Genomic DNA, 16,484 nt, shown 5'->3' on the forward strand with positions numbered 1-16,484 from the left:
GGGGACTAGGGCCTGCACCCTGGACCACCGCCCCCGTCGGGTGGGGGACGGTGCCGAAGCCCCGTCCCCCGGGAGAAACTAGTTACCGCCGTTGGCGATCAGATCGAGATCCGTGCCGCCGCCGCTGCGCGCGGAGAGCATCACGACATAAGCGGAGCCGTCTCGAGCGCGCGTGCCGCCGAGAACGTGCTGACCATCCTTTGCCTGATGTTCGGCGGTGAAACCGCCCTTCACCGCGCGGGTGTAGTACCAATCGACCATGGTCTGTAATGGCTGCGGAGTCGAGAAGCTTACCACCCGAAGCGAGCATTGTCCGTCCTGCGCGCCCGCCGCCTCGCTGACGCGGGCCTGCGGATGGAGCGGCATGCCGGCGGGGAGGCGGGCCGCCCATTGCGCCGAATAGTTGAGTTTCGCCGCGCATCCGGCGGTGCGCTTATCCTTCTGCTTGGCGGCGAGACTGCCAAGCGTGATCGCGGCTTTCTGGGTATCGCATGTTTCGCACGTGCCGCTGGGGGCAGGCGCCTTGAGCAGTTCGCCGTCCTTGGGCATCGCGGCCTTGCCGGCGGCGACCGTCTCGGATGGGAGCGGCGCCGAATAGGGCTGGCTGGGCGGGCGGATCGCGTCCTTGTTCGACTGACCGGCGAGCTGGGGATCGACCATGATCTGGTCCTGCAGCGCACCCATCAGCGCGGGATCGGCGGTGTTGCCGGTAATCTCGTTATCGAGCGCGTCGACATTCTGGTTGCCCGCGCCACCGCCGCACGCGGCGAGCACGAGCGGCAGGATGGCGATGGCAGTGGCCCGGTGGATCATGTTCGCGCTTCCCATTTCAAAGAGCGTGATGACAGGACAGGGTTAAGGAAGCGTTGGGGATAGTGGTTCGACAAAGGTCTCGTCACCCCGGCCTTGTGCCGGGGTCCACCGCGAGGCGAGCGAAGGAAAAGAGGCTCTGGCTTTGCCCGTGCGGCACCGTGGATCCCGGCACAAGGCCGGGATGACGAATGAAGGAAGGGGCCGCTCACACTCACCCCTTCGTCTTCTCCGCCGCGATCCAGGTTTCGATCTGCGCGTCGAGTACGTCGAGCGGGACGGCGCCCTGGGCGAGTACGGCGTCGTGGAAGCCCTTCAAATCGAACCTGGCCCCCAGCGCCTTCTCCGCGCGTGCGCGCAATTCGCGGATCTTGATCTCACCGAGCTTGTAGCCGAGCGCCTGGGCGGGCCAGCTGATATAACGGTTGACCTCGGCATCGATGTTCGCCGCCGACAGCGCGGTATTGTCGAGCATGAACTGGACGGCCTGCTCCTTGGTCCAACCCTTGGAATGGATGCCGGTATCGACGACCAGGCGGCAGGCGCGCCACATCTCGTACGAGAGGCGGCCCATCTGCTTTTCGGGCGTATCGTACAGGCCCATCTCGATCCCGATCCGCTCGGAATAGAGGCCCCAGCCCTCGGTGAAGGCGGTGAAGCTGGCGAGATGGCGGCGGAACTTGCTCGTTTCCATCTCCTGCTGGAGTGCGATCTGGTGGTGGTGGCCGGGCACCGCCTCATGCGCGGTCAGCGCGGGCAGCTCGTAGAGCGGGCGCTGGTCGAGCTTTGAGGTATTGACGAAATAATTGCCGGCCATGCCGAGCTGTGGGTTGCCCGGGCCGTAATAGGCGGTGGTGGTGCCCTCCGCCGTTTCCGCCGGAATCTGCTTCAGGCCATAGGGAAGGCGGGCCATCTTGTAGAAGAAGCCCGGCATCTTGCCGTCGATCAGCTTGGCCTGGAAGGCCGCCGCTTCCATCAGCTCATCGGCGGTCTTGGCATAGTATTTGGGATTGGTGCGCAGCTCCTGAACGAACGCCTCGCGGCTGGGATAGCCGGCTTTCTTGGCGACCTCGGCCATCTCGGCGCGGATGCGGGCGACCTCGTCGAGACCGATCTTGTGGATCTGCTCGGCGCTATAATCGGTGGTGGTGAGCTGGCGGATGCGGAAGGCGTAATATTTGGCGCCGCCAGGCTGGGCCGAGACGCCGACCGCCTTGGCGCATTTCGGTTCATAGGTGGTGCGGTAGAATTGCGCCGCCTTGGCATAGGACGGGTTGATCGCGGTGGTGATCACCGATTTCGCGCGGGCCTGGAGTGCCGCCCATTCGGCGTCGCTGGCGTCGGCGGGCTTGGGGCGGGCGAAGGGCGCGTAGAAGCGCGATTTGGTCGCGTCCTCCTGGATCACGCCGGTGATCGTCTTCTCGAAGCCGGCGAGGCTGACGCAAGGCTGGACATAGCCGCCCTTCACCGCCTGTGCGGTGATGTCGATCAGCGTGTCGTTGGTCTTGGGGAATTTCTCGAGACGCGCGAGATAATTGGCATAATCGGCCTTGCGGCGGAACGCGGTGCGATCGGCCTGGCCGGCGGCGCCCTGCCACGGGTTCGAATAGCTGGTGAACAGCATCGTGCGCTGGCCATAGCCATTCGCCTCGACGCTCTCGGCGAGCAGGCGGCGCAGGATCGCCTTGTCGGTCCGCTCGGCGGGCGAGAGGCCCGAATCGGGAATGGCGTCGAGGCGCTTCAGGAACACACCCTCGGCGGCGGCGCGGCGATCCTCGGCGGCGAGGCTGACGTCGCCGACTTCGGTGGCGTACTGTGCATTGCCGATCGACAGGGCGAAACCGGGATTTTCCTTCTCCACCCAGGCGAAATGCTCGCCGAGGAGCGTACGGAGATCGTCCGACGGCGTCGCGGCGGCGGGGGCCGCAATGGCCAGGAACGCGGCGCCCAGCGCGAGTCGGGCGGCGGCACGGGAAAGCGATAGGTTCTGCATGGCGCGAGGCAAGCAGACCGCCCGCGATATTGCAACCGTTGCGCGGCACCTTTCGGTGCGGGCGGGGAAGGGTTACCAGACAGGAAAGGGCGGAGGCGATTGACCGGTGGCCGCAGGATGGGGAGTTGGTGCGGTGATCGAGGTTCGATGACAGAGGCTGCCGTTCCGCGCCGGACGCTTGGCGATCTGGACGTGTTCGCGCTGACCGTCGGCATCGTGGTGGGGGCGGGCATCTTCCGCACCCCGGCGATGGTCGCGGGATTCGCACCGGACGCGGCGACAATGATCGCGGCCTGGATCGCGGGCGGCCTGCTCTCGATCGTCGGGGCGCTCTGCTATGCCGAGATGGCGGCGACCTGGCCGCATATGGGCGGCGATTACCATTTCCTAGGGCGGGCCTATGGCGAGCGGCTGGCGTTCCTTTACGCCTGGGCGCGGCTGGCGGTGATCCAGACCGGGTCGCTGGCGCTGCTCGCCTTCATCGTCGGCGACTATCTGCAAGTGATCGCGCCGCTGGGACCGGTGGGGCCGGCGATCTGGGCGGGCATCGCCGTTGTCGCGGTGAGCGGGCTCAACTGGCTGGGCATCCGCTGGGGCGCCACCGCGCAACGCTGGCTGACCACAGTGGAAGTCGCGGGGCTGGTCGCGGTGATCGTGGCGGGCTTCATGGTCGCGCCAGCCGGGAGCGCACCCGCACCGGTGAGCGAAGGCGGCGCGATCGGGCTGATGATGGTGTTCGTCCTGCTCGCCTATGGCGGGTGGAGCGAGGCGGTGTACGTCTCCGCCGAGATGAAGGCGCCGCCGCGGCGGATCGCGCCGATCATGGCGGCGGCACTCGCGCTGGTGACCGCGCTCTATGTGCTGGTGAACCTCGCGGCGCTGCATTCGCTGGGCTTTGCCGGGCTGGCCGCGTCCGATGCGATGGCGGCGGAGGTGATGCGCCGGGCGCTGGGCGATGGCGGCGCGGCGGCGATCAGCGCGGCGGTGGCGGTGGCGGCGCTGACCAGCGCCAACGCCACCGCGATCACCGGGGGGCGGACCGCGTGCGCGCTGGGTCAGCGCTTTGCCGCGCTGCGCTGGCTGGGCCGTTGGGATCTGGTGCGCGACACGCCGGGCAACGCGTTGATCGCACAGGGGGCGGTGGCACTGGCGCTGGTGATCGCGGGCGGGTTCGCGCGCGACGGGTTCCAGCTGGCGGTGGAATATACCGCGCCGGTCTTCTGGTTGTTCCTGTTGTTGGTCGGTGTGGCGCTGTTCGTGCTGCGCCGCCGGTTTCCCGAGGTCGAGCGGCCGTTCCGCGTGCCGCTCTATCCAGTCCTTCCCGCGATCTTCTGCGCGACGACGGCGTATCTGCTGTGGTCGAGCCTGGCCTATACCGGCTGGGGCGCGCTGGCCGGGGTTGCCGTGCTGGGGGTGGGCGCCGTCCTGCTGTTGTTCCTCAAGCCCGAGGAAGCGGGGAAGGCGGGGGGCTGATTCCACCTGGCTGCAGCGACGTCGCCTCCTGCGCTGCGTCGTCAGCCCACCTTCTCTTCTTGTCCGATGCCTGCTGCCCGGTGGACCCCGGCACAAGGCCGGGGTGACGGGGAAAGCCAAATCCTATGGAAAGCGGATCACCACGTTCGGCAAGGGCATCGCGGCGGTGAAACGGCGCGCGGCGGCAGGCTGCCAGCGTTCGCCCGAAAAGGCCTGATCGATCGTTGCCCAACTGCCGACCTGATCGAACGCGTCGAGCGCGAAGGGCAGACCTTCGGCGCCGAGCGGGGAGTTGGTGTCGGCGACATGGAAATGGAGATGGGTGCCGCCGACCTGGCCGGTCGCGCCGACCCGACCGAGCAGTTGGCCGCGACGCACGCGATCGCCCTTCCTGACCGCCAGGCCCTGTTTCAGATGCTCGTAGAAGACGATGCGGCCGTTTCCGATATCGATCGCGACATAGTTGCCGGTGGCGTTTTCCGGATCGCTCGCCTCGTCGGGGTTGCGCTGGACCGGATCGACGAAATCGTCGCGCGCGGCGATGACGCGGCCATCAGCGACCGCGATCACTTCGGCGCCAAAGCCGGGATCGGCGGCGTAGCGTGGTTCCTTGGGGTTGCGATCGGCGTGGAAGAAGTCGATCGCGAAGCGGCCGGGGACGCGGGGGGTGCCGTTGAGGGCATAGACGTAGCGGCGGTGGCCGAATTCCATCTCAGGCTTGTAGACCGCCGACCAGGTGCCACCACGCAGCGGCGGGCCGAAGGGGCGGGGCGCTGCAGTGACGGCGCGCGCGGTGCTTTCGATCGTGACCGGTGGGCGATCGGTAATCGTGTAGGTGATGCGGTGGCGGACCGCGGCGACCGGCGCCGCGACCGGCTGGTTGACGAAGATCGTCGCGTGCGCGCCGGGCGCGACCAGGGTACGGTCGGCGTCCTTCGCGACCCATTGGCCGCCGATCAGCGCGGCGAGCGTGTCGCCTTCATAGCGGCCGAGCGTGCGACCCGTATCGTCGAGGATCTCGAGCGCGTTCAGGCGGAGCGGCGAGCGGTGGAAGCTTGAGATGCGAAGTTCATAGGCGATTTGCGTGCCGTCCGTGCGCACAAGGTGCGCGGGCTGAGCGGGGACGGTGAGCTCGAGCGAGATGGGCGGGATTTTCTGTGCGCTGGCCGGGACGGTGATCGCGAGTGCGGCGATGACGGGGAGCGTACGGATCATGCGGTCTCCAGCAGACGATCGGCCTGAGCGCGGGCCTCGTCGGTGATCTGGGCGCCGGAGAGCATACGGGCAATTTCTTCTCGACGAGCGTCGTCATCCAGCCCACGAACGCCGGTGCGGGTGACCAGCCCGTCATGACTTTTGGCGATGAGCAGGTGATGCCCGCCGCGTGCCGCGACCTGCGGGCTATGAGTGACGACGAGCAATTGCGCATCCGTGGCAAGACGCGCGAGGCGCTCGCCGATCGCGCTGGCGACCGCGCCGCCGACGCCGCGGTCGATCTCGTCGAAGATCAATGTGCGGGCGCCTCCCTCTTCGGCGAGCGCCACCTTCAAGGCGAGGATAAAGCGGGAAAGCTCGCCGCCCGAGGCGATCTTGATCAGTGGGGCGAAGGGCGCGCCGGGATTGGTCGACACCTCGAACTCCACCCGGTCGCGGCCCGAAGCGGCCCATTGGTCGCGCGGGAGCGGATCGACGACGGTGCGGAAGCGCGCCGCATCGAGCTTGAGCGGGGCGAGTTCGGTCGCGACGGCGGCGTCGAGACGCGCGGCGGCGGACGCGCGAGCGGTGGAGAGGGCTTCGGCGGCCCGGGTATAAGCTGTTTCGGTTTCCGCGAGCGCGGCTTCGAGGCGGTGGATGGTGTCCTCGCCTCCCTCGATTCGCGACAGGCGCGCGGCGAGGGTTTCGGCCAGCTCGGCAAGATCATCCGGCTGGATACGATGCTTGCGGGCGAGGCCACGCAGCTCGAACAGGCGGGCTTCGTCGGATTCGAGCGCGCGCGGGTCGAAGGCGAGCGCCTCGGCGGCCTCGTCGACCTTCTCCTGCGTGGTGCCGCCTTCGATCAGTGCACGGTCGAGCGCGGCGAGCGATTCGGTGAGGGCCGGGTGGTCGTCGGCAATGCGTTCGAGGATCCGTGCGGCCTGACGCAGCCGGGTGAGGGCGCCGTCGTTGCCGTCGAGCAGGTCGGCGATCGCCTGAAGCTCGCCCGCGATCTTCTCGCCCCGCTGCATCGATGCGCGGCGGTCGGCGAGTTGCTCCTCCTCGCCCGGTTCGGGGGCGAATGCCGTGAGTTCGGCGACGGCATGTTCGAGCCATTCGCGGTCGCGCGCGGCATTCTCCTGCTCCTCGCGCGCGGCGGCCAGTTCTTCCTCGGCGGCGCGGAAGGCGCGGTGCGCGTCGGCGACCGCATCGGTGTCGAGCCGCCCGAAGGTGTCGAGCAGGGCGCGGTGGCCGCGTGGGTTGAGCAGGCCGCGGTCGTCATGCTGGCCATGGATCTCGACCAGGAAGGCGCCGAGTTCGCGCAGCAGCGCGGCGGAGGCGGGCGAATCGTTGACGAAGGCGCGGCTGCCGCCATCGGCCTTGACGATGCGGCGGATCAGCAGCGGTTCGCTGGGGTCGAAGTCGAGGCCGTTCTCGGCGAGCAGCGCGGCGACCGGGGCGGGGTCGGCCAGTTCGAAGCTGGCGGTAACCACGGCCTGCGCCGCGCCCTGACGGACGAGGCCGCTGTCGGCGCGCATGCCGAGGGCAAGACCAAGCGAATCGAGCAGGATCGACTTGCCGGCGCCCGTCTCCCCGGTCAGCACGCCAAGGCCGGCGCGGAAATCGAGGTCGAGCGCCTCGATCAGCACCACGTCGCGGATATTGAGGCCGGTCAGCATCGGCCGCTGTTACCCCTTTTTGTTCCGCCTTGGGAGAGGCGATTCATCGGGGCGGTATGCCTTACTTGGTTTCGTCGTCGACGGGCTTGGGCTTTGGCACTTCGTCGAGCTTCGGTGCGGTCGCGGCCGCCGCGGCGGGGACGGGCACAGCCTCGCCATGCTTGCCGATCAGCTCATAGGCGCGTTGGTACCATTGGGTGCCGGGATAGTTGGCACCGAGCACCGCGGCGGCCTTCTTGGCCTCCTCCTTCACGCCGAGCGCGAGGTAGGATTCGGTCAGGCGCATCAGCGCCTCCGGCGTGTGGGTGGTGGTCTGGTAGTTGTCGACCACGGTACGGAAGCGGATGATCGAGGCGAGCCACTGGCCGCGCACCTGATAGTAGCGACCGACCTCCATCTCCTTGCCCGCGAGGTGATCGCGGACGAGATCGACCTTGAGCCGCGCATCGGCGGCGTAGCGGGTGTTGGGATAGCGGCGGTTGAGCTCGCCCAGCGCGTCGAGCGCCTGCTGGGTGATCTTCTGGTCGCGGGTGACGTCGCTGATCTGCTCATAATAGCTGAGCGCGATCAGATAATAGGCATAGGGTGCGTCGCGGTTGCCGGGATGGACGGCAAGAAAGCGCTGCGACGACTGGATCGCCTGAGTGTAGTTGCGGTCGAGATAATAGGCGAAGGCGCCCATCAGCTGCGCGCGGCGCGCCCAGATCGAATAGGGATGCTGGCGCTCGACCTCATCGAACAGCGCGGCGGCGAGCTTGTACTGGCCGCTGTCGAGCCGATCCTTCGCCGCAGTGTAGAGCGTGCCGACGTCGCGCGCGACATAGGGCAGATCGGCGCGGGTGCCGCCGCCGCGGTTGCAGCCGGTCAGCGCGAGCGCTGCGACAAGAGTAAGGGCGAGCGGACGGATCGAAAGCATACGCATGGCGAGGTTCTTAGCGGAGCCCTTGCACGACGCACACACTTTTTTGGTGGTCCTCGCCGCAAGGTTGATCGCAGGTCCAACAAGGTGTGTCTCGGCCCGCCGCGAGGGCGAGGCTGGGTGCCTGACTAGATCGCGACGCGCGCCCGTATCGGACGCCAGCGAGCTGCTGTTCGTCGATCTGGGCACCGCGCGACTGCAATTGTTGGCGGGTCGCCCGCCGGGGTCAGAAGAAGAAGCCGCCCAGCCAGAGCCGGACGAAACCAACCACCAGCACGACCAGGTTGAGATTCCGGCCCGTGTTCGAATCCGACAGCGCACCCAGTGCCGCACCAAGCACCGTGAGCGGGATCACCAGATAGTTGAGCCAGCCGAGCAGCGGGATGAGGCCAAGCAGCATCACCGGAAGGGCGACGACACCAACGACGATAGAGACCAGGTTCAGCATAGCTTGAAGATGGCTCCTTCCTGACGATCTGACAAGGTGTCTTGCCTAAATAACACACGAACTCGCAACGCGGAAGCTGCTGGGCGAAGATGAACGAACCTCATCCGGCTGCGACAATCGGCGACACAAAAGCACGGCTTTGGTGAAACTGCTGCGACAGCCCCTCCCGATAACAGCATTCGACCGCAAGACGGTCCGGTTTGAGTGAGGAGAACAGAGATGAAGAAGATCGCAATGCTGATCGCCGGCCTTGGCATCGCCGCCGCCACTATCCCCGCCGTTTCGGCCCAGCAGGGCGGCTGGCAGGGAATAAACCAGCGCCAGGCACAGCTCGACCGGCGCATCGACCAGGGCGTGCGCTCGGGTCAGCTCAACCGGCGCGAAGCCGAGCGGCTGCGGAGCGAGTTCCGTGGGATCGCGAACCTTGAGTACCGCTATCGCCGTTCGGCCCCGGGCCTGACGATGGCGGAGCGCCGCGATCTTGACCGCCGGTTCGACGCGCTGTCGCGCAAGATCCGCTGGGAGCGCAATGACCGGAACCATCGCCGCTAAGGCGCCCACCGGTTGAGATGAATAGCGGCCTTCGCCCTGACGGGCGGAGGCCGTTTCGTTATCCTCCGTTCGCCCTGAGCTTGTCGAAGCGCTGCGGTTGTCCGGCTTGGGAGAAGGGCAGTGCTTCGACAAGCTCGGCACGGACGGAGGATGGCTGGCGCTGCTCAGCGCAGCGGCTGGCCGCTGTCCTTCCACTTGTCGAGGATCTGCGATTCGGGCGCTGCGGTATATTCGGGGCGAACGTCGCCGCTGCGGGCATATTCCTGCTGCACCGGTGCGGGTGCCGGACGGGGTTGGGCAGCAGAAGGGGCGGGCATCGCCGGCATCGGGACGGTCGCGGCGGCGGCCGCAGCCGCGATCTCGGCCGCGGTGACGGCGCGGGGATGCGGGCCAGGATAGGGTTCGCCGCCGAGATACGCCTGTTTGAACGCGGCACCGGTGCCCCAATAGCCCTTCCACCGGTGGAAGAAGTGGGCGCCGAACACGCCGGTCATCACCAGACTGCGGTTCCAGGACGGGGTGACGGCATAGGTGTGATAATGGGTCGCCATGCCGACCGGCGCGAACACCTCGCCCGCCAGCGCGGAGGCGGCGACGCGCGAGGCGCGCAGCCAGGCGGCCCGCGACGGGCGGCGGGCCATCGCGCCGTCGCAGGCATAGCTGAACTGGCAGCCGGCCTTTTCCGACCCCTGATAGATCACACCACACACGGTGGCGGGGAAGGTGGGATGGCGGACGCGGTTCAGGATCACCTGCGCCACCGCGCGCTGGCCGTCATCCGGCTCATTTGCCGCCTCGTAATAGATGGCGGTGGTGAGGCATTCGAGCGCGCGCGCCTTGTCCTGCGGCGTGCCGCGCATCACGAAGGGCGCGGCGGGGCGCAGCGTCGGATCGGGCACATAATTGGCCGGCTCCGGGCCGGTGGGGAGTGCGACGGTGCCGGTCACGCCCGCGGCGGGGGCTGCGGTCTCGTCGCTGGCGAGCTGATAATAAGCGGAACCCGGGAAATGATCGTCGGCCTCATAGCCGGTGGGGGCTGGGCCGGGGAGGGTGACGCGCTCGTCGCCTGCGCTCAGCGCCGAGAAACCGGCATGGGCCGAAAAGCCCGCGCCGACCAGCGACACCAGCAATGCCGCCACGATTCCCCGAAGCTGTAGTCGCGTGAATTGCCGCAGCACGATGGGTTCCCATGCGAGGCAATGGCCTCGTCAGGCGGCTCCCATAGCGCAGAACGGGTGAATTTTCTGCCCCGCATTTCCGGCCGTCCCGGGGCGAGACGGTTGGTGGTTAAGGTAAGCTTTGGCGAGCGTCGCGCCTGCCCTCAGGCGGCTTCGGCCTTCGCCTGATTGAACAGGGCCATATTGGCGTCGCCCCAGGCCTGGAGCGCACGCAGGATCGGCTCGAGTGTTCGGCCACGTTCCGACAGGCAATAGTCCACGCGCGGCGGCACCTGGGCGAACACCGTCCGGACGAGCAGCCCATCCGCTTCCAGCTCGCGCAGCTGATTGGTCAGCATCCGTTGGGTGACGCTGGGGAGCTTCCGCCGGATTTCGTTGAACCGCATCGTACCCGACAACAGGTGATAGAGAATCACGCCCTTCCACTTGCCGTCGATCAGGCTGAGCGTGGCCTCGACCGCGCAACCCGGACTGCATGCATAGCTTGAATGGCGAGGGCGGGGCATTCCAATAGTTCCTTTTTCGACACTATGTGCTGAAAATGTGCATTCTTGTTGATGATGGTAATTGTGCGCAAATCGCTCCTGAACAGTCAATGGAGCAAGATGATGCGCGCAATCGGATACCGGCAAGCACAGGCGATCACGGCGGAGACGGCGCTGGTTGATATCGAATTGCCTCGTCCCGAGCCGACCGGCCGGGACGTACTGGTCGAGGTGAAGGCGGTTTCGGTCAATCCGGTGGACACCAAGATCCGTCGTTCGGTGACGCCCGAGGAGGGGCAGTGGAAGGTGCTGGGCTGGGACGCGGCGGGCGTCGTTGTCGCGGTCGGAGCCGATGCGACGCTGTTCAGGCCGGGCGACGAAGTCTTCTATGCCGGAGCCATCCACCGCCCGGGGACCAATGCCGAATATCATCTGGTCGATGAGCGGATCGTCGGTCGCAAGCCCCGGTCGATCGGTTTCGCCGAGGCCGCGGCGCTGCCGCTGACCGCGATCACGGCATGGGAGATGCTGTTCGATCGGCTCGACGTGAGCCGGCCAGTTGCGACCGGGGCGAACGCGTTGCTGGTGATCGGCGGCGCGGGCGGGGTCGGATCGATCGCGATCCAGCTGGCGCGCAGACTGACGGACCTCACCGTAATCGCGAGCGCGTCGCGGCCCGAGACACGGGCGTGGGTCGAGTCGCTCGGCGCGCATCACGTCGTCGACCACCGAGCGCCGCTTGCCGCGCAGGTCGCGGCGCTGGGGGCCGGCGCGCCGGGGTTCGTCTTCTCGACCACCAACAGTGACGATCACCTCGCCGAGATCGTCGAGTTGATCGCGCCACAGGGGCGGTTCGGACTGATCGATGATCCCAAGCTGCTCGACGTGATGCCGCTCAAGCGCAAGTCGCTCTCGCTGCACTGGGAGCTGATGTTCACCCGATCATTGTTCGGAACGCCCGATATCGAACAGCAGCACATACTGCTCAACCGGGTGAGCGAGATGGTCGATGCAGGTGAGATCACTTCGACGATCAGCGAGAATTATGGCGCGATCAACGCCGCGAACCTCAAGCGTGCGCATGCGCTGATCGAGTCCGGCAAGGCCAAGGGCAAGATCGTGCTCGAGAGTTTCTGACGCTTCCCGGAGGACCATGAAATGCCGAATGAAAAACTGACCGCGCTTGCGGTGTTGAAGGCGCGCCCGGGCAAGCGTGAGGCTTTGCTCGAGGCATTGCTCGCGCTGATCGAGCCGACGCGCGCCGAGCCCGGGAATCTGGACTATGTGCTGTTCGAGCGGCAGGACGCGCCCGGCACCTTCTATATGCGCGAGGCCTTCACCGATGCGGCGGCGCTGGAGCAACACAAGGCGCTACCCCATTTTCAGGCCTTTGCCGCGCGGCTCGACGAATTGCTCGCCGAGCCGCTGCGGCTGATCCTGCTGGATCAGGTGTCCAGCTGACGCGCGCTTATTTCAGCGTCGCGCTGTCGAGGTTGAGCGATGCCGCCGGGATCACCTCGAGATTCGGGTGGGCCTTGCGCAGCTCGTCCACGAACAGCTTGGCGTCGCCGACGACGACGATGCTGGCGCCGGTCGGGTCGAGTATCTTCTTCGCCGCCGCCTGCACCTTGGCTGGGTCGACGCCCTGGATCGAGGGGATGTAGGTCGACAGCGTGTCGAGCGGCACGCCCTCGGCGACATAGTCGGCGAGCGCGCCGGCGATGCCGTCGGTCCGCTCGATCCGGCGGCCGAAACCGCCGACCAGCACCGCCTTGCGCGAATCGAGTTCGGCGGCGGGGACGGGGGCCTCGCCGAGCTTCTTCATCTCCGCTGCGATCAGCGAGACCACCTCGGGCGCCGAGGGGTTCTTGGTCTGGGTGGAGGCGGTGACGATGCCGGGCGCGCGGCGCGCATCGACGCTGCTGCCCGCGCCATAGGCGAGGCCGCGCTTGATGCGGATTTCGCGGTTGAGGCGTGAGGTGAAGCCGACGCCGAGCGTGGCGTTGGCGACCTGCGCCGCATAGAAATCCTTGTCGGCGCGCGCGATTCCAGAGCGCGCGATGACGACGCCGGCCTGACCCGCGCCGGGCATGTCGACGACGATCACGCGCGGGCCAGCGCGTGCGCTATCCCCGTCTGGAACGCCGTCGTGAACACCGGTCTTCCAGTCGCCGAACAGTTTCTGTGCGAGGGCGGTTGCGTCCTTCTGAGCGATGTCGCCGACCACCACCAGCGCCGCCTGGGATGGAATCCAGGCGTTGCGATAGGCGCTGGCGATATCGGCGCGCGTGATCTTCGGCAGCGAGGTCACTGTGCCCGAGAGCAGATTGCCATAGGCCTGCTCTCCGAACACGGCGCGGCTGGCGACGATGCCAGACAGCGCGCCCGGATCCTTGAGCTGAACCGCGACGCCGTCGATCGACTGTTTGCGTGCGCGGTCGATCTCCTCCTGCGCGAAGGCGGGGTTGCGCGCGACGTCGGCGAGGATGGCGAGTGCTGGATCGGCCTGGTCGGCCTTGACCGTGACGGTGGCGAAGGCAGCGTCCCAATCTGCGCCCGCACCGATCGAGCCGCCGAGTGATTCCACCTGCTGCGCGATCTGTTCGGCCGAGCGGGTTGTGGTGCCCTTGGTCAGCAGGTCGGCGGCGAGCGCGGCGGTGCCGGCCTTGCCGTTGAGATCGCTTCCGCCGCCCGCAGGCGCAACGACGGTGGCGGTGACGATCGGCAGGTCGCGCTTCTCGACCACGATCACGCGCAGGCCGTTGGCGAGCCTGGTCTCGGTCGCCTTGGGGATGACCGGCGAGATCGGGGTGCCGGGCGCGGGAACGGCGACGCGCTGACCTTCGGGCGCCTGGGTGTGGATCACCACATCGCTTGGCACGACGAGCGGGGCGACCTTGACCGTCGAGGCGACGGTAATGCTGTCGCCCTTCGCACCCTTGGCCATGCTGTCGGGCAAATAGATCAGCGCGGCCGACTGATTGTCGCCCAGATATTTGCGGGCGACGCGCTGGACGTCGGCGGCGGTGACCCGGGCGACGGCGGCGAGCTGCTGGTCGGCGGCCTTGGGATCGCGGCTGACGATGATCGCATTGGCGAGCGTCGTGGCCTTGCCCTCCGCGGTCTCGCGGCTCTTGAGCGAGGCGGTCAGGATCTCGTTCTTCGCCTCGGCCAGCTCGGCGTCGCTGACCGGCTTGTCGCGCAGATCGGCGATCTCGCGGCGCATCGCCTTCTCGCCATCCTCGGCCGACTTGCCGCCGGCGAGGATCGCGTACATCGCATAGGAGCCGGTCGACTGGCGCGTGTCGAGGAAGGTGTCGGCCTGCGCCGCCAACTGATCGCGATAGACGAGGTTACGGTAGAGCCGCGAATTCTCGCCGCCCGAAAGGATCCCGTCGAGCACCGCGAGCGCGGGCGTGTCGGGATCATTGTCGGCCGGAAGTTGATAGCTCAGCAGCACCGCGGGCAGCGGCGTATTCGCCTCATAGACCGTCTGGCGCGTCGCGGTGGTGCGCGGCGGCTCGGCGACGGTGACGCGCGGGATCGGCCGGTTCGGCTTCGCGATTCCGGCGAAGTATTTGTCTACCCATTTGTCCAGCTGGGCCGGATCGAAATTGCCCGCGACGACCAGCACGGCATTGTCCGGCCGGTAATAGGTCGCATGGAAGGCGCGGATGTCGCCGATCGTCGCGGCGTCGAGATCCTCGATGCTGCCGATGCCGGGACGGGCATAGGGATGCGTCGAATAGGAGATGTTGGGGAAGTAGATGTAGAAGAGCTTGCCATAGGGCGAGGCGAGGACGCGGTTGCGCAATTCCTCCTTCACCACGTCGCGCTCGGACGCGAACACCTTTTCGCTGACCACCAGGCTGGCCATGCGGTCACCCTCGGCGAACAGCAGGCGTTCGAGATGGTTGGCGGGAACCACCTCGAAATAATTGGTGTAGTCCGAATTGGTCGAGGCGTTGTTGTAGCCGCCGACATCCTCGGTCAGCCGGTCCATCTGCTCGTCGACCAGGTTCTTCGTGCCCTTGAACATCAGGTGCTCGAACATGTGCGCGAAGCCCGACTTGCCCGCGGGGTCGTCCTTGCTGCCGACATCGTACCAGACCTGGACCGAGACATTGGCGGTCGAGGTGTCGCGGATCGCGTAGACCTTGAGCCCGTTGGGCAAGGTGCGCTCGGTATAGGCGAGCGGTGCGACCTTGATTTCCTTCGCGGGCGCCGGGGTGGCGGTCTGCGCATGGGCGGCGAAGGGGAGCAAGGCGGCGCTCAGGTAGAGCGCGGTGCGGGTCAGGCGCATCTGGGTCTCCGGTCTGGAGGAAGAGGGGTCAGTCTTTCTTGCGGTTGCGCGCGGCGTAGATCACCGCGGCGGCGAGGGCGGCGGAACCGATGCCGATGCCGATCTTGCCGAGCGGCCACTTCTTGTCCTCGCCGGGCTTGCGCGTGCCTTTGGCGCGCTCGGCGGTTTCGCGCGTGGCGCGGGCGGCGGCGGTGATCTCGTTGGCGATTTCGTCTTGTTCGTCGGTCTTGTCGGTCACTGGATACTCCTCTGTTTCACAGGAGTAAGACTCCGAAGCCAGCGGCGCAATCAGGCTTTGCCATAATAGGTAGCGCGGAAATCATTGGCGAAGGCGGTGAGGCGGCCCTCCGCGATCGCGGCGCGCAGATCGGCCATCAGTGCCTGATAGAACCACAGATTATGCTCGGTCATCAGCATTGCGCCGAGGATCTCGCCCGCGCGGACGAGGTGATGGACATAGGCGCGGGTGAAGGTGCCACAGGTCGGGCAAGCGCAGGCGGGGTCGAGCGGCCCCTGATCCTCGGCGAACTTCGCGTTGCGGATGTTGATCGGGCCCTGGCGCGTGAATGCCTGACCGGTGCGGCCCGACCGGGTGGGCAGGACGCAGTCGAACATGTCGATCCCACGCTCCACGGCCCCCACGATATCGTCGGGCTTGCCGACGCCCATCAGGTAGCGAGGCTTTGCAGGATCGAGCTGCCCGGGAGCGTAGTCGAGGCAGGCGAACATCGCCTCCTGCCCCTCGCCGACCGCAAGGCCGCCGACCGCATAGCCGTCAAACCCGATGTCGAGCAGCGCGTCGGCGGATCGCTTGCGCAACTCCTGATCGAGCGCGCCCTGCTGGATACCGAACAGCGCGTTGTTCTCGGCATGCGCGCCGCCGGCATCGAAGCCCTCGCGCGAGCGCTTCGCCCAGCGCATCGAGCGCTCCATCGCCGCGGCCTGCACTTCGCGGGTCGAGGTGGTGGGCACGAGTTCGTCGAACGCCATGACGATGTTGGAGCCGAGCAGCCGCTGGATCTCCATCGATCGCTCGGGGCTGAGCATATGGCGCGAGCCGTCGAGGTGCGACTTGAAGACGATGCCTTCCTCGCTGCGCTTGGTCAGTTCGGACAGGCTCATCACCTGATAGCCGCCGCTGTCGGTGAGGATCGGGCGGTCCCAGCCCATGAAGCCGTGCAGCCCGCCGAGGCGGTCGACCCGCTCGGCCGAGGGGCGGAGCATGAGGTGGTAGGTGTTGCCGAGCAGAATGTCGGCGCCCGATGCGCGCACGTCCTGCGGCTTCATCGCCTTGACCGTGGCGGCGGTACCGACGGGCATGAAGGCGGGCGTGCGGATATCGCCGCGCTGCATCGCGATCGTGCCGGTGCGCGCCTTACCGTCGGTGGCGTGGATGGTGAAGTCGAAACGGGGCGTGGACATGCGGGTGCCTTTGCCCTTTCGGCTGCGC

General features: G+C 67.1%; 15 protein-coding genes. 4 read left to right on the top strand and 11 right to left on the bottom strand.

Annotation, left to right across the window (positions count from 1 at the left end; all coding sequences use genetic code 11):
* Positions 1-78 precede the first annotated feature (78 nt).
* Both AC07M1_RS12460 and AC07M1_RS12465 read right to left on the bottom strand, forming a co-directional pair.
* Positions 79-813 carry a hypothetical protein gene (locus tag AC07M1_RS12460; protein WP_495162934.1) on the bottom strand — a complete coding sequence of 245 codons (735 nt, stop codon included), beginning with the start codon at positions 811-813 and terminating at the stop codon, positions 79-81.
* A gap of 211 nt (positions 814-1,024) precedes the next feature.
* Positions 1,025-2,803 carry a DUF885 domain-containing protein gene (locus AC07M1_RS12465; RefSeq protein WP_495162935.1) on the bottom strand — a complete coding sequence of 593 codons (1,779 nt, stop codon included), beginning with the start codon at positions 2,801-2,803 and terminating at the stop codon, positions 1,025-1,027.
* A 147-nt stretch (positions 2,804-2,950) separates the two neighbouring features.
* Between AC07M1_RS12465 and AC07M1_RS12470 the strand changes: the two genes are divergently transcribed.
* The gene (locus AC07M1_RS12470) at positions 2,951-4,276 is read left to right on the top strand and encodes an APC family permease (protein WP_495162936.1); all 1,326 of its coding nucleotides are present in this window, start codon (positions 2,951-2,953) and stop codon (positions 4,274-4,276) included.
* Between the two features lie 123 nt (positions 4,277-4,399).
* Here the strand turns inward: AC07M1_RS12470 and AC07M1_RS12475 are convergent, their stop codons facing one another.
* The 4 genes from AC07M1_RS12475 to AC07M1_RS12490 form a co-directional block, all read right to left on the bottom strand.
* Positions 4,400-5,491 (bottom strand): M23 family metallopeptidase, encoded by a 1,092-nt coding sequence (locus tag AC07M1_RS12475; RefSeq protein WP_495162937.1) that lies wholly within the window; start codon positions 5,489-5,491, stop codon positions 4,400-4,402.
* Complete coding sequence (gene recN, locus AC07M1_RS12480) at positions 5,488-7,149, bottom strand: DNA repair protein RecN (protein WP_495162938.1); 1,662 nt, start codon at positions 7,147-7,149, stop codon at positions 5,488-5,490. The genes AC07M1_RS12475 and recN overlap by 4 nt, the downstream gene beginning before the upstream one ends.
* A 61-nt stretch (positions 7,150-7,210) precedes the next feature.
* Complete coding sequence (locus AC07M1_RS12485; RefSeq protein ID WP_495162939.1) at positions 7,211-8,071, bottom strand: outer membrane protein assembly factor BamD; 861 nt, start codon at positions 8,069-8,071, stop codon at positions 7,211-7,213.
* 223 nt (positions 8,072-8,294) lie between these two features.
* Positions 8,295-8,516 carry a hypothetical protein gene (locus tag AC07M1_RS12490; RefSeq protein ID WP_495162940.1) on the bottom strand — a complete coding sequence of 74 codons (222 nt, stop codon included), beginning with the start codon at positions 8,514-8,516 and terminating at the stop codon, positions 8,295-8,297.
* A 219-nt stretch (positions 8,517-8,735) separates the two neighbouring features.
* Between AC07M1_RS12490 and AC07M1_RS12495 the strand changes: the two genes are divergently transcribed.
* Positions 8,736-9,068 carry a hypothetical protein gene (locus AC07M1_RS12495; RefSeq protein ID WP_495162941.1) on the top strand — a complete coding sequence of 111 codons (333 nt, stop codon included), beginning with the start codon at positions 8,736-8,738 and terminating at the stop codon, positions 9,066-9,068.
* A gap of 164 nt (positions 9,069-9,232) precedes the next feature.
* Here AC07M1_RS12495 and AC07M1_RS12500 read toward each other — a convergent pair whose 3' ends face one another.
* Both AC07M1_RS12500 and AC07M1_RS12505 read right to left on the bottom strand, forming a co-directional pair.
* Entirely contained in the window at positions 9,233-10,246 is a 1,014-nt protein-coding gene (locus tag AC07M1_RS12500; RefSeq protein WP_495162942.1) for a cell wall hydrolase, read from the bottom strand.
* Positions 10,247-10,389: 143 nt separating this feature from the next.
* Entirely contained in the window at positions 10,390-10,752 is a 363-nt protein-coding gene (locus AC07M1_RS12505; RefSeq protein WP_495162943.1) for a winged helix-turn-helix transcriptional regulator, read from the bottom strand.
* Positions 10,753-10,854: 102 nt separating this feature from the next.
* Here AC07M1_RS12505 and AC07M1_RS12510 point away from each other — a divergent pair, with 102 nt between their 5' ends.
* Positions 10,855-11,868 carry a zinc-binding alcohol dehydrogenase family protein gene (locus tag AC07M1_RS12510; RefSeq protein ID WP_495162944.1) on the top strand — a complete coding sequence of 338 codons (1,014 nt, stop codon included), beginning with the start codon at positions 10,855-10,857 and terminating at the stop codon, positions 11,866-11,868.
* 21 nt (positions 11,869-11,889) lie between these two features.
* A complete protein-coding gene (locus AC07M1_RS12515) occupies positions 11,890-12,192 on the top strand; it encodes a putative quinol monooxygenase (RefSeq protein WP_495162945.1) in 303 nt (100 codons plus the stop codon).
* Positions 12,193-12,199: 7 nt separating this feature from the next.
* On the opposite strand, the gene AC07M1_RS12520 is transcribed toward AC07M1_RS12515, so the two are convergent.
* Genes AC07M1_RS12520 through tgt form a run of 3 tightly spaced genes read right to left on the bottom strand, consistent with a single transcriptional unit; the run spans position 12,200 to position 16,456 of the window.
* Complete coding sequence (locus AC07M1_RS12520; RefSeq protein WP_495162946.1) at positions 12,200-15,034, bottom strand: M16 family metallopeptidase; 2,835 nt, start codon at positions 15,032-15,034, stop codon at positions 12,200-12,202.
* Positions 15,035-15,062: 28 nt separating this feature from the next.
* A complete protein-coding gene (locus AC07M1_RS12525; RefSeq protein ID WP_495162947.1) occupies positions 15,063-15,272 on the bottom strand; it encodes a hypothetical protein in 210 nt (69 codons plus the stop codon).
* Between the two features lie 50 nt (positions 15,273-15,322).
* Entirely contained in the window at positions 15,323-16,456 is a 1,134-nt protein-coding gene (gene tgt / locus AC07M1_RS12530; RefSeq protein WP_495162948.1) for a tRNA guanosine(34) transglycosylase Tgt, read from the bottom strand.
* Positions 16,457-16,484 lie beyond the last annotated feature (28 nt).

Source organism: Sphingomonas sp. GW821-FHT10C01 (assembly GCF_059415525.1).

What these genes read in the sequence shown, in the direction of transcription:
- tgt (WP_495162948.1), bottom strand. Translation starts at nt 16,456, where the DNA reads ATGTCCACGCCCCGTTTCGACTTCACCATCCACGCCACCGACGGTAAG.
- AC07M1_RS12505 (WP_495162943.1), bottom strand. Translation starts at nt 10,752, where the DNA reads ATGCCCCGCCCTCGCCATTCAAGCTATGCATGCAGTCCGGGTTGCGCG.
- AC07M1_RS12460 (WP_495162934.1), bottom strand. Translation starts at nt 813, where the DNA reads ATGATCCACCGGGCCACTGCCATCGCCATCCTGCCGCTCGTGCTCGCC.
- AC07M1_RS12475 (WP_495162937.1), bottom strand. Translation starts at nt 5,491, where the DNA reads ATGATCCGTACGCTCCCCGTCATCGCCGCACTCGCGATCACCGTCCCG.
- AC07M1_RS12515 (WP_495162945.1), top strand. Translation starts at nt 11,890, where the DNA reads ATGCCGAATGAAAAACTGACCGCGCTTGCGGTGTTGAAGGCGCGCCCG.
- AC07M1_RS12470 (WP_495162936.1), top strand. Translation starts at nt 2,951, where the DNA reads ATGACAGAGGCTGCCGTTCCGCGCCGGACGCTTGGCGATCTGGACGTG.
- recN (WP_495162938.1), bottom strand. Translation starts at nt 7,149, where the DNA reads ATGCTGACCGGCCTCAATATCCGCGACGTGGTGCTGATCGAGGCGCTC.
- AC07M1_RS12490 (WP_495162940.1), bottom strand. Translation starts at nt 8,516, where the DNA reads ATGCTGAACCTGGTCTCTATCGTCGTTGGTGTCGTCGCCCTTCCGGTG.
- AC07M1_RS12520 (WP_495162946.1), bottom strand. Translation starts at nt 15,034, where the DNA reads ATGCGCCTGACCCGCACCGCGCTCTACCTGAGCGCCGCCTTGCTCCCC.
- AC07M1_RS12510 (WP_495162944.1), top strand. Translation starts at nt 10,855, where the DNA reads ATGCGCGCAATCGGATACCGGCAAGCACAGGCGATCACGGCGGAGACG.
- AC07M1_RS12495 (WP_495162941.1), top strand. Translation starts at nt 8,736, where the DNA reads ATGAAGAAGATCGCAATGCTGATCGCCGGCCTTGGCATCGCCGCCGCC.
- AC07M1_RS12465 (WP_495162935.1), bottom strand. Translation starts at nt 2,803, where the DNA reads ATGCAGAACCTATCGCTTTCCCGTGCCGCCGCCCGACTCGCGCTGGGC.
- AC07M1_RS12485 (WP_495162939.1), bottom strand. Translation starts at nt 8,071, where the DNA reads ATGCGTATGCTTTCGATCCGTCCGCTCGCCCTTACTCTTGTCGCAGCG.